Genomic DNA, 10,827 nt, shown 5'->3' with positions numbered 1-10,827 from the left:
GCGGGACATGGTCTATCCAGCCCGACCAGCATGAATCCGCGCGGGAGACGACCCGGGTGAAAAACGCCACGGCGGCTTAGCGACTCGCGCCCCCCGGCTCATTGCGATGGAGGCTCGCCGCATCCTGTCGCGCTACTGCAAGTAGGGCTTGATGTTCGTCAGCGCGCGGGAAACATACTCGTCCTTCTCCCCGACCGGCGCGACATAGTGCAGCGCGCCGCGCGCGGCGTCCTCCCCTTCGAGACACGCGATGAGCCACGCGGCCAGATACGGCGAAGCAAGGCAGCCACCCGCCGTGGCGACGTTACCTCGGGCGAAGAAGGGCTGATTCAGGACCTCGACGCCAGCCTCGATCACCCAGGGTTTGGTCGTGAGATCGGTGCAGGCCGGGATCGTGCCGAGCAACCCGAGCTTCGCCAGAATCAACGTGCCCGAACATTGCGCGCCGATCAGCTGCCGGGCAGGGTCGAACCTGAGCTGCGCCATCAGTGCCGCGTCGTTGACGACGTCCCGCGTTTGAATACCGCTGCCGATGATGACGGCATCGTCCGTGCAAGCGTCCGCCAACGTCGATTGCGCGTGCACGGTTACCCCGTTCATCGACGTGACGGAAGGCTCCGGGCACGCAAGGGTGACGCGCCAGCCGGGCTTCCTGATTCGATTGAGCACGCCGAGCGCAATGAGGGAGTCGAGCTCGTTGAAGCCCTGGAAGGTTACGATCGCGATGTGCATGGGGCACCCTGTCTCCAGTCAGTCGACGCATCTTGCCAGATTGCCGCCACCCGCGGCCCTGCTTTGCCGACAACTCAGTGTTACAGCCGGCAAGCCTCCCGCCCTCACCGTCAATTTCGTATTCGTCCATTCGAGCCGCAGGCGAACTCGCGCCGCCAAAGCAATTTCTTGGCGTCACATGAGCGCCCCGTGTCAAAAGCGACGCTAACGTATGACAAAAGAGCTTCCTCCCACTCGGTACGAAGCAATCCCCCTCACCACCCGCAGCGCGCTCCAAACCAACACGAATCCGGTAAAGATTTACCGATCGAACAAATTGTTACGGCCCGTTTCAAAGATGTTCAAATAGTAGGCTGCAGCCCCGCTATTCTTCCGTCACCCACAATAACGATCCCAATGGGGGGTGACATATGAACAACATCATCAAGAGCGCCCTGTGCGCCGCCTTCGTACCATTCGTCCTCGCTGGTTGCGGCGGCGGCGACGACGGTGGCGGCACGCAAACCGGTACGCTGCACGTCGCGATGACCGATGCGCCATCGTGCGGTTTCGACCATGTGTACGTCACCGTCTCGCAAGTCCGCGTCAACGCCAACGCGAACGCCGCCGACAACGACGCCGGCTGGTCGACCGTTTCCCTCGCGACGCCGCAGAAGATCGACCTGCTGTCGCTGACCAACGGTGTGCTCGCCGATCTCGGCCAGACCGCGCTGCCTGCCGGCCAGTATCAGCAAGTTCGGCTGGTCCTCGCGCAGAATCAAGGTAACAACCTCGCAAACTCGGTCGTCCCGACCGGCGGCGTGGAACAGGCGCTCGCCACCCCGAGTGCGACGCAAAGCGGCTACAAGATCATCCAGCCGTTCACGGTCCAGCCCAACACGCTCGTCGATCTCGTGCTCGACTTCAACGCGTGCAAGTCGATCGTGCAGCGCGGCAACGGCTCGTATGCGCTGAAACCCGTCGTCACCGCGATCCCGACCGTCGTGAGCGGCGCGATCTCCGGCTACGTCGCCTCGGCCGAAGCCGGCGCGACCGTTTATGCCGAACAAGGCGGCAAGGTCGTCCGCGGCACGGTGGCCGACAGTTCCGGGAAGTTCGTGCTGTCGCCGCTGATCCAGAGCTCGACGCAGGGCAACTACGATGTCGTGATCGTGCAGAACAACTTCGCGTCGGGCATCGTCCGCTCGGTGCCCGTGGTCGTGAACACGACCACGGCGGTGTCGGCCTCGACCGCACCGATCACGCTGCCTGCGTCGACGATGAGCACCGTCAGCGGTACGGTGACGGCCAGCGCGAACGCATTCGTGCGGGCGCTGCAGACGGTCGACGCGAACGCGTACGAGATCACGTCGATCAACGCGAACATGGACACCGGCGCCTATTCGCTGTCGGTGCCCGCGGCAGCGCCGATCGTCGGCACTTACTCGGGTTCGCTGCCGGTCGCACTGGCCGCGGCGCCGGCCGCCGCCGGTCAATATACGATCGAGGCCGACGCGGCATCGGGCGCGACCCAATCGGCAAACGTCAACGCAACGACCAGTCAGTCCAACGTCAACTTCGGTTTCTGACGCGCCGACGGCATCATCGAAAGGGCCGAACGGCCCTTTCCTCTCAACGGGAGAACGAAGTGAAAAAAGGGGTTATCGCATTGCTCGCAGCGGCGAGCATGGTGGGTGCGCTCAGCGGGTGCGTCGCCTACGTTCCGGGCCCGCCGGTCGTGGTCGCGCCGCAAGGCGGGCCGGGGAATGGATTCTGTCCGCCGGGACAGGCCAAGAAAGGCAACTGTTGACGACATGCCCGCGCACCGCGGGCATTTTTTCATCCGTCGAGGGCGCCGGACGGTTCGACGAATTCCCCGTTCTCCGCGTCGTCACTCCGCCATCTTCGGCGGCCACGCATGGCCTTCGGCCTGGCAATGCCGGCACCACGCATACAGCGCGTCGTACATCACCAGACCATGCTCGAGCATGTCGTGATCGTCGGAAAACATGTCCGACAGCCCGAGCGAAATCGCATAAAGCCCGCTGGATTGCGGCGTCAGATCGAGCCGCGACGTATCCGCGCCGCGAATGATACGGGCCATGTGCTGCAGCGCCCGATCGTCGGCCAGACCATACTTGTCGAGAAACGCATCGAAACTGCATTGCTCGCCGACATGCGTCAATTCCACGCCCGGAATGTCGTACGGAATCGCACCGGTCTCGTTGGCGATCCGCAGCACGTCGCCCGGCGGGACGTACAGAAATTCGGGCGTCTCGTCGATAAAACGGGCAATGAGCCAGGGGCAGGCAACCCGGTCGATTTTCGGGCGTTGTCGCGTAATCCATTGCATGGCGGCCTCCACGGTCAGTGATGCAGCAGCGGGTACACGATCAGGCCGATCACGGCGGCCCCGCCCACGACCACCGGCTCCGACAGCTTCTTGAACCTGACCAGCAGCACGATCGCCGCGAGCGCCATCAAGGCGGTGGGCACATCGACGATCGAACGTCGGGCCAGCACGATCACCGACCCCGTGATCGCGCCGACGGCCGCGGCCGTCACGCCGTCGACGAATGCCAGGATCGCCGGCAGCCTGCCGTACTTCTTGAAGTACGGGGCCGGCAACACGGTGAACAGGTAGCACGGCAGGAACGTGCCGGCCGCCGCCACGCATGCGCCCGGCAGCCCCGCCACCAGATAGCCGATGAAGCCCACCGTGATGACGACCGGGCCCGGCGTGATCATCGCGACGGCCACCGCATCGACGAACTGCTTCTCGTTGAGCCAATGGTGCTCGGTAACCACGCCCCCATAGAGGAACGGCACGATCGCGAGCCCCGAGCCGAACACGAAGGCGCCGGCCTTCGCAAAGAACGCGGCGAGTTGCGCGAGCTGCGGCCAGTCGACGATACCGAGCCATGCCCCGGTGGCGGAGACGGGCAACGCCACGGCCGCATCGACGCGCCGCTGGCGCAACCACCTGGGCGGCGCGCGCGTGAACCAGACGACCAGGCCCGCCGCGAGAAACAGCCACGCCACTTCCGATTCGGTGATCACCGTCACCGCGACCAGCGCGAGATAGATCGCCCATAGCAGCTTGTCGTGACCGATGCTTTTCGCGGTCAGCTTGCGCGCGCTGATCGCGATGATGCCGATCACCGCCGCGCCGACGCCGTAGAACACCGACTGCATCCACGTCAGGCCGCCGAATCGCGTGTATGCATAGCCGAGCAGCACCACCATCACAAACGAAGGCAGCACGAACGCGATCCCGACCAGCGTGGCGCCGACGATGCGGTAGTGCACGTAGCCGAGATAGATCGCCAGTTGCGCGGCAAGCGGGCCCGGGGCGAGCTGCGCGAGCGCCAGGCCCTCCTTGTAGTCCGCGTCCGCGATCCATCCGCGCGTGTCCACGAGATCCCGATGCATGTAGCCGGCGAGCGCGACCGGCCCGCCGAAACCGGTCGCGCCGAGCCACGCGAAGTACCGGGTCAGTTGCCACAGCGTATAGGCCGGGCGGTCGCGATGTGTATTCATGTCGAGGCGCGCAGAAAGGTCAGGGGTTTCGATTGCCACGGAAATGCACGTACAACGAATCGAGTACGGCGCCGATCTCCATCAGGAGCGCATCGTCGTCGGCAAGACGCTTGCGGGCACCCGCGAGAATGGCCTCGAATCCGCCGGCTTCCGGCACGGTGGCACCGCCCACGTCCAGCGCATGCACCATGGCGCCCAACCGGACGAGACCCGCGTTGTCGTCGAGTCCAAAGCTCGCGATCAGGACCTCGAACGACACGCGATCGCCCACATGCGTGAACGGGGCGCCGTCGAAATCGAAGCCCAGCGCGTCAGCCGGACAATCGGCGAGGTTGTCCAGCCACACGAAGCGCGCATGCGGATCGATGAAACGCCGAATCAGCCACGCGCTGGCGACGCGATCCACCCACAGGTGACGGCGCGTCGCCCACAGCCTGCCCTGATATTGCGCAGGGTCGCGACGCGGGATGCCGCGTTGAGCGGCATGCGGCTCGCCCGGAGAGCGCAACGCTTCGATCGCGGCGGTGAAATCCCGCCATTGCGCCTGCGCGCGCAGCGAGGTTTCGCCGGGAAAGAAATCGATGCTTCGAATGGCCTCGTACGTGCGAGCGTGGCGGCGTTGCAGGCGATTGAGATCGGCTGCCGCCAGATCCGGCAGCGTCTGGCGGGCCTCCGAAAGCTCGGCAAGCCACGCTGCGTAGTCGCCCGCGCGATCGAACAGCCGTTTGTACGCGTCTTCGTCGGCAGGGTCGTCCGCACGGACATCCAGCAACCACGCCTGCCCATCGCCGTTACGGGCCTCGTCGGCGAGCTCACGCAACTGCGCCGCCTGCTCGGCATGCGCCGGCAACAGGTAGGCACCGTCCCGCAGCGCACCACAGCCCAGCGCCTTGACGGTACGCCAGATGCGCATGCGGGCAGTCGCACCGGAGGTCGGCAGACTGACGATCAACAGCAGCCAGGAAGTCGGGACGGGATTCATGACGGCAGCATAGTGGGTCGTCACGAACACTGCAATTCGGTAGAGATCGCTACAATCTTTTGGTGGTAGACGGCTCCACTCGATGCGTGGAGCAGGAACACAGCAATGACGACAGTCAAGACTCCATCGCCATCCGGATCGATATATCGGGAAAATGGACAGAACGTCCGGTATCACATGAGCGCCGAAGTCGCGCGCGACGACATCGGGGCCAGCGCATCATGCCGTCATCGAGCGCGTGACCGACGTCGCAGCAGATGGTTACGATATTCTGCGAATCGAGCGGTTCAACGCATACACTGAAAGCACGCCACGGTGAACTCCCGTCGATCCGTCGCACGCTTTCCCGACACCGTTCCGAATGCAACTGGACGGCAAACGCAGGCCCGCCCACGAAACCGCTCCAATGACAATCGATCCCGGCTCCATTCCTTACTATCTCGTCCTTCGTGCGGGGTGGCCACCGTACGTGCTGAATTCGGATCGTCAGGTGCTCCGCCGTCAGGCGAGCCCGCTCTTGCTGGCATTCGCGCGCACGCGCGGAGCGATCGCACATGTCGACGACAGCGCGTGGAACGGCTTCTCCGACAGCGAAGGGCTCACGGTAGTCGAGCGTCGCGAAACCGGGTTCTTCTCGCTGGTCGCGGGGAACGAGACTGAACGTCAGTTGCAATTGCTGACGACCCTCTGACGTCGCCGCCCGCACCGCGCCTGCGATCTGACCACTCGTCCATCGCATCGTGTACCGTGTGCCGGTGCGTGCTTGCACCAACCCGGAATAAATCGACCGCTCGGCAAACGATGCGCGTATGATGGGTTCATCCGAGCGATCAGCCGTTCTTTGAGCGTTCGCCCCTCCACCCGCCCGCTTGCTGCATCGCCCCTCCCTCGCGCTGCAACGTTGTCCCCTTCACCCATCGGCCCGCCCCTCGACGGGAATACTGGCCGGATGTGTTCGCCCATGCGACTCGTCGTGGCCGAACGCCAGGAGTTCGTCATGAGCATGCACGTCTATCGTGGATTCGAGATTTATCCATTGATCTACCCTCACGTGGCGGCGCCGCAGGGCTGCCCGCACAACTACGACGCCGGGTTCGACGCGGCGGTCAAGATTTGCCTGCGCGGCACCACCGATACGCTGACGCAGAGCCAGACTTTCCGGTTGCGCGACACCGCCCCGTTCGACAACGCCGGTGACGCCCGTCGTGCGTCAGTGCGCTATGCCGAGAACATCATCGACGACAATCGCGGCAAACAGGGGTTCTTTTCGAGCGCGGGCTGACGCGTGCTCGCCGGTGCAACGCAATTTTTCGGCATTTTGGAGGACGAAATGATCATCGACGAACTGCTCGGCTTGATCAGACGAAATGAAGTCACCCGGATCGACACCGTCGTACCCGCCAGAATCGCCGATTCAGCGATGTGTCATCAACCCGAGCTGCACATGTTCATGGCGGTACGCGCGCTATCGATGGGAGCGGGATACTCGGAATTCGAATCCGACGAGATAGCAAGCGCCGTCATGACGCGGCTCGGCTAGCTTTCCGTTGCAACCTTTCCTGACAGGATCTACATGACGACAATTACGCTGAAGCTCAACGAACCGATCGATGTCGCCCTTCGGCGATTCCGGCGTGACATCGAGAAAACCGGGTTGATTCGCGAGTTGCGCGCTCGCACCGGCTACGAGAAGCCCACGACGGAGCGCAAGCGGAAAAAAGCCAGCGCCGTGGCCAGACAGCGCCTGCAAGCGAAGCGCCTGCTGCCGCCCCGAAAAATGTATTAGGTTCTGTTTTTGCGAAGCAACGATGTCAATTCGCAGGCCGTCGTTTAGCCGGCCGCAGGTGGCCGATGAGAGCGTCGACGAAGTGAGCTTGGCGGCAGCGGCATCGGTCTCGGAATACTTTCGGGCACGTTACGTTGGCAAGCGTGGCTATTTGTGTCGCGTTGCCGACCTTCGCGGCGCAAACGGGTCTCGACACCGCGTACGGGCTTCATTGCGCGGCGCTGAGCTTCGGAAACCTCATCACTATGACAAGCCCGCCGTCTGCCGCATTGGACATGTGCAGTGTGCCGCCGTGACGGCGAACGAGGCGGTGAACGATGGCCAGGCCCAAGCCGCTGTGCGAGGTGCCGCCGCGAGCGGGATCGAGCCGGACAAACGGACGCAGCACGCGATCCAGATCAGGCTCGGATACGCCGGGCCCGTGGTCTCGCACCACGAGTTCGTAATGCTCGCCATGCGCTCGCGTGGCGATCTCCACGGGCGGCTCGCCGTAGGTGAGCGCATTTTCGACGAGGTTCGAGAGCATGCGGTCGATATCGACCGCAGGTAGCATGAAGTCGGGCCCCGCGTGAAGATCGAGCGTGACGAGCGCATCTCGGTGCGCGTCGCCGCTCGGACTCAGCGCGTCGGTGTAATCGCGACGGCAATGCGTGTCCACGCTGATCAGCGGCGAACCTTCGGGGATCTCGCGCGCAAAGTCGAGAAACTGCGTGATGACACGCGACATGGACTCGGTATCGCGCAGAAAACCCTCGCGATCGCCACGATCGGTCAGCAGGTCGGCCCGCACCTGCATGCGTGTGATCGGTGTGCGCAGGTCGTGCGCGATACTCGCCAGCATCACGGCGCGCTCGCGCTCGGCCACGGCCAGCTCGCCGGTCATGTCGTTAAAGTCGCCGATCAACTCGCGCAATTCGCGCGGCCCGCGCTTGCGCACGATGTTCAGGTGGTGGCCGGTGCGATGTTCGCGCGCGGCTGCGGCAAGATCGCGAATGGGGCGATTCAATTGCCAGGCAAGCACGACGGCAACCCCGATAGCGAACACCAGCGTCAACGCCAGCACCCCGGTGAAGCGGCTCACCGGCACCTCGGCTCGCGGCAGCACGATGCCACGTGTGCTGCCCGCGCGGAGCACGCGCAGCGTGCCGTCGTCGTCCATTGCCACGTGGGTGCCCGGCGGCAGCACGTGCCGCAATTGCCGTTCGATGGGCCCGTTCGTGTCGCCGCGAAAGCGCTGCGCGTCGGCGGCCGGCAGTTGCTTCAGGTCCACGAACGAAATACCGAGAATGTCCGCCACGGACCGCTCGCCGCCGCTGTCCTGCCCGCCCATGCTGGCGGCAGTTTCCACAACGCGCGAAATATGGAAGGCGGCGAGGCTCGCGCGCGTTCGCTCGATCAGCAGCAGCGACGTAAGATGAACCACCACCAGCAGGCCCACCGTGGTGATGACGAGCCGGCCGAACATCGTGTCAAGTGGATTCTTCATCGGCCGGGTTGTCGGGAATGAACATGTAGCCGATCCCGCGCACGGTTTGCAGCCGTCGGGGATTGGACGGGTCGTCCTCGATCAGGCGGCGCAGACGCCATACCGGCACGTCGATGCCGCGCTCGGTCACTTCGGCGTCCGGGCCGTGGAGCAATTCGATGAGCCGCGTACGCGAAAGCGTTTCCATGGGGTGCGAGGCCAGCACCTCGAGCAGCGCGTACTCGCCGCCAGTGAGCTTCACGGGCGTGCCTTCGCGCAGCAGCGTGCGCGTCGAGAAATCCAGTTCGAAGCGGCCGAACCGGCACGGGGTGGGCTTCTCCCGCACCGCCGTGGTTCTCGGTGGCCCTTGGCGGCGCAGCACTGCCTGGATGCGCGCGAGCAGTTCCTGTGGCATGAACGGCTTGCCCAGATAGTCGTCCGCCCCGAGTTCGAGCCCGAGCACGCGGTCAATGCCTTCGGCGCGCGCGGTCAGCATGATGACGGGAATCGTGTCGCCGCTCGCGCGCAGTTGCTTGAGCGCGGTGAGGCCATCCACGCCCGGCATCATCAAGTCCAGCACGATGATGGCCGGCCGTTCGCGCTCCAGCCGCCGCGCGAGATTCGTTGCGTCGTGCAGAACGGAGAACTCGATGCCGCGCTGCTGGAAGAACCTGCGCAGCAGGTCGCGCAGTTCCGCATCGTCGTCGACGAGCAGGACTTGCGGCGCGGCGTCGGGGATGGAAGGTGGGTGCATTTCAGGTATTCAGGGCGGCGTGAGGACGCAATGATGGTAGCCCGGATACGACCTGACTGGCTTTCGGAATATTACTGTGATTTGCGATCGCTGACGGAACCGGCACAAAAGTCGGGCCGCGCGGGTATTACGTACACCGAAAGCCCGATTCTCCTTTCCCTGTCGGGGCGCTTCACTGGACAGTAAGTTTCAGTAAGCACAAAAAAATGCGCCATCGGTAGCGTTACGCCTTGTCCAGCACCGGTACCGCCGAGGTACCTCTGAAGTGTCCGGTGCCGTCCCGTTCTCGCATCGCGCGACATCGCGATGCCCAAACAGGTCAAAGATGAAGACGCCCATTCTCCCGAACCACGCGCACCACCCCATGACGTGCAGGCCGCGCCAGCTGTTTGCCGCACTCTCGATACTTGCGATAGTCGGAACCGCCGGCTGCAACAGGCAGACCGGCGCCCCGGCCGGCGGCTCCGCCGCGCAGACCGCACAGGTAGGCGTGCTCTCCCTCGCACCGCAGCGCATCGTCGAAACCACCGAACTCGCCGGCCGCCTTTCCTCGCAGAAGGTCTCCGACGTGCGACCGCAGGTGAGCGGCATCATCCTCAAGCGCCTGTTCATGGAAGGCGGCGACGTGAAGGCGGGCCAGGTGCTCTACCAGATCGATCCGGCCACCTACCAGGCTGCCTACGATCAGGCGCGCGGCACGCTGGAAAACGCCCGCGCCACGCTGGCTTCGGCGAGGACGAAAGCGGACCGCTTCACCGAACTCGTGAAGATCAACGCCGTGAGCAAGCAGGACTACGACGATGCCGTCGCTGCGGTTCGCGAAGACGCCGCGAACGTCACGGCCGACGAGGCAGCGCTCGAATCCGCGCGCGTGAACCTCGAATACACGCGCGTGCGTGCGCCCATTTCCGGACGCATCGGCGCATCGACCGTGACGGAAGGCGCGCTCGTCACCTCGAACCAGACCACCGCGCTCGCCACCATCCAGGCGTTCGACCAGATGTACCTCGACGTCACGCGCCCCAGCACGGAATGGCTGAGGCTTCGCAAGGCCTTCGCTTCCGGGCGCCTGAAGAAGACAGGCAGCGACAGCGCCGCCGTCACGCTCGTGATGGAAGACGGTACCGAATATGCCCACCCCGGCGCGCTGCAGTTCTCCGGCGTCACGGTGGACGCCACCACGGGTTCGGTCACGCTGCGCAGTACGTTCCCGAACCCCGAACGCGAATTGCTGCCCGGCATGTTCGTGCGCGCCCGCCTGGAAGAAGGCGAGAACGACAACGCGATACTCGTACCGCAGATGGCCGTGACGCGCGCGTCAGACGGCAAGGCGAGCGTCTACGTCGTGGATGCGGCCGGCAACGCGCGGCAGGTGCAAGTCACGGCCGACAACGCATTCCGGGACCAATGGATCGTGACCTCAGGCCTGCACACCGGCGACCGCGTGATCGTGAACGGCCTGCAGAGCGTGCATGCGGGCGCGCCGGTCAAGGTGGCGGCCGATACGCCGCAGACGCAGGCGAACGCGGCATCCGCGGCACCCGCGACGGACACGGCCCCGACCGTGTCGGCACAACGCTAGGCGGAGA

12 protein-coding genes are annotated in these 10,827 nt (G+C 64.6%); 6 read left to right on the top strand and 6 right to left on the bottom strand.

Annotation, left to right across the window (positions count from 1 at the left end):
• Positions 1-132: 132 nt before the first annotated feature.
• Positions 133-732, bottom strand: coding sequence for a DJ-1/PfpI family protein (locus tag AP428_RS31575; RefSeq protein WP_054928636.1), 600 nt, complete (start codon positions 730-732; stop codon positions 133-135).
• A 410-nt stretch (positions 733-1,142) separates the two neighbouring features.
• Between AP428_RS31575 and AP428_RS31570 the strand changes: the two genes are divergently transcribed.
• Positions 1,143-2,300: a DUF4382 domain-containing protein gene (locus tag AP428_RS31570; protein WP_054928635.1), complete on the top strand. Its 1,158-nt coding sequence runs from the start codon at positions 1,143-1,145 to the stop codon at positions 2,298-2,300.
• A 302-nt stretch (positions 2,301-2,602) separates the two neighbouring features.
• Here AP428_RS31570 and AP428_RS31565 read toward each other — a convergent pair whose 3' ends face one another.
• The 3 genes from AP428_RS31565 to AP428_RS31555 are packed head-to-tail and all read right to left on the bottom strand — an operon-like array spanning position 2,603 to position 5,233.
• On the bottom strand, positions 2,603-3,064 hold the full coding sequence (locus AP428_RS31565) for a chromate resistance protein ChrB domain-containing protein (protein WP_027808404.1): 462 nt from the start codon (positions 3,062-3,064) through the stop codon (positions 2,603-2,605).
• Between the two features lie 14 nt (positions 3,065-3,078).
• Positions 3,079-4,251 carry a chromate transporter gene (locus AP428_RS31560; RefSeq protein WP_054928634.1) on the bottom strand — a complete coding sequence of 391 codons (1,173 nt, stop codon included), beginning with the start codon at positions 4,249-4,251 and terminating at the stop codon, positions 3,079-3,081.
• Positions 4,252-4,270: 19 nt separating this feature from the next.
• Positions 4,271-5,233, bottom strand: a complete 963-nt coding sequence (locus AP428_RS31555; protein ID WP_054928639.1) for a chromate resistance protein ChrB domain-containing protein — start codon at positions 5,231-5,233, stop codon at positions 4,271-4,273.
• Positions 5,234-5,594: 361 nt separating this feature from the next.
• On the opposite strand from AP428_RS31555, the gene AP428_RS31550 reads away from it, so the two are divergent.
• The 4 genes from AP428_RS31550 (at position 5,595) to rpsU (ending at position 7,019) form a co-directional block, all read left to right on the top strand.
• Positions 5,595-5,924 (top strand): hypothetical protein, encoded by a 330-nt coding sequence (locus tag AP428_RS31550; protein WP_011549144.1) that lies wholly within the window; start codon positions 5,595-5,597, stop codon positions 5,922-5,924.
• Positions 5,925-6,230: 306 nt separating this feature from the next.
• Positions 6,231-6,515 (top strand): hypothetical protein, encoded by a 285-nt coding sequence (locus AP428_RS31545; RefSeq protein WP_027808401.1) that lies wholly within the window; start codon positions 6,231-6,233, stop codon positions 6,513-6,515.
• Positions 6,516-6,563: 48 nt separating this feature from the next.
• On the top strand, positions 6,564-6,773 hold the full coding sequence (locus tag AP428_RS31540) for a hypothetical protein (protein WP_054928638.1): 210 nt from the start codon (positions 6,564-6,566) through the stop codon (positions 6,771-6,773).
• Positions 6,774-6,806: 33 nt separating this feature from the next.
• Positions 6,807-7,019 carry a 30S ribosomal protein S21 gene (gene rpsU, locus AP428_RS31535; RefSeq protein WP_011549147.1) on the top strand — a complete coding sequence of 71 codons (213 nt, stop codon included), beginning with the start codon at positions 6,807-6,809 and terminating at the stop codon, positions 7,017-7,019.
• A 208-nt stretch (positions 7,020-7,227) separates the two neighbouring features.
• On the opposite strand, the gene AP428_RS31530 is transcribed toward rpsU, so the two are convergent.
• Both AP428_RS31530 and AP428_RS31525 read right to left on the bottom strand, forming a co-directional pair.
• Positions 7,228-8,505 carry an ATP-binding protein gene (locus tag AP428_RS31530; protein WP_054928633.1) on the bottom strand — a complete coding sequence of 426 codons (1,278 nt, stop codon included), beginning with the start codon at positions 8,503-8,505 and terminating at the stop codon, positions 7,228-7,230.
• Positions 8,489-9,238 carry a response regulator gene (locus AP428_RS31525; RefSeq protein ID WP_027809817.1) on the bottom strand — a complete coding sequence of 250 codons (750 nt, stop codon included), beginning with the start codon at positions 9,236-9,238 and terminating at the stop codon, positions 8,489-8,491. The genes AP428_RS31530 and AP428_RS31525 overlap by 17 nt, the downstream gene beginning before the upstream one ends.
• A 325-nt stretch (positions 9,239-9,563) precedes the next feature.
• Here AP428_RS31525 and AP428_RS31520 point away from each other — a divergent pair, with 325 nt between their 5' ends.
• Positions 9,564-10,820: an efflux RND transporter periplasmic adaptor subunit gene (locus AP428_RS31520; protein WP_054928632.1), complete on the top strand. Its 1,257-nt coding sequence runs from the start codon at positions 9,564-9,566 to the stop codon at positions 10,818-10,820.
• Positions 10,821-10,827 lie beyond the last annotated feature (7 nt).

The sequence above is a fragment of the Burkholderia sp. E168m22 genome (assembly GCF_001319805.1).
GTDB classification, from domain to species: Bacteria; Pseudomonadota; Gammaproteobacteria; order Burkholderiales; family Burkholderiaceae; genus Burkholderia; species Burkholderia orbicola.
The sequence above is the reverse complement of the archived record's forward strand: the minus strand, read 5'-3'. Positions and strand labels throughout refer to the sequence as shown.

Excerpts from the sequence above, each read along its gene's own strand:
- AP428_RS31575 (WP_054928636.1), bottom strand. The coding sequence starts at position 732 with ATGCACATCGCGATCGTAACCTTCCAGGGCTTCAACGAGCTCGACTCC.
- AP428_RS31570 (WP_054928635.1), top strand. The coding sequence starts at position 1,143 with ATGAACAACATCATCAAGAGCGCCCTGTGCGCCGCCTTCGTACCATTC.
- AP428_RS31565 (WP_027808404.1), bottom strand. The coding sequence starts at position 3,064 with ATGCAATGGATTACGCGACAACGCCCGAAAATCGACCGGGTTGCCTGC.
- AP428_RS31560 (WP_054928634.1), bottom strand. The coding sequence starts at position 4,251 with ATGAATACACATCGCGACCGCCCGGCCTATACGCTGTGGCAACTGACC.
- AP428_RS31555 (WP_054928639.1), bottom strand. The coding sequence starts at position 5,233 with ATGAATCCCGTCCCGACTTCCTGGCTGCTGTTGATCGTCAGTCTGCCG.
- AP428_RS31550 (WP_011549144.1), top strand. The coding sequence starts at position 5,595 with ATGCAACTGGACGGCAAACGCAGGCCCGCCCACGAAACCGCTCCAATG.
- AP428_RS31545 (WP_027808401.1), top strand. The coding sequence starts at position 6,231 with ATGAGCATGCACGTCTATCGTGGATTCGAGATTTATCCATTGATCTAC.
- AP428_RS31540 (WP_054928638.1), top strand. The coding sequence starts at position 6,564 with ATGATCATCGACGAACTGCTCGGCTTGATCAGACGAAATGAAGTCACC.
- rpsU (WP_011549147.1), top strand. The coding sequence starts at position 6,807 with ATGACGACAATTACGCTGAAGCTCAACGAACCGATCGATGTCGCCCTT.
- AP428_RS31530 (WP_054928633.1), bottom strand. The coding sequence starts at position 8,505 with ATGAAGAATCCACTTGACACGATGTTCGGCCGGCTCGTCATCACCACG.
- AP428_RS31525 (WP_027809817.1), bottom strand. The coding sequence starts at position 9,238 with ATGCACCCACCTTCCATCCCCGACGCCGCGCCGCAAGTCCTGCTCGTC.
- AP428_RS31520 (WP_054928632.1), top strand. The coding sequence starts at position 9,564 with ATGAAGACGCCCATTCTCCCGAACCACGCGCACCACCCCATGACGTGC.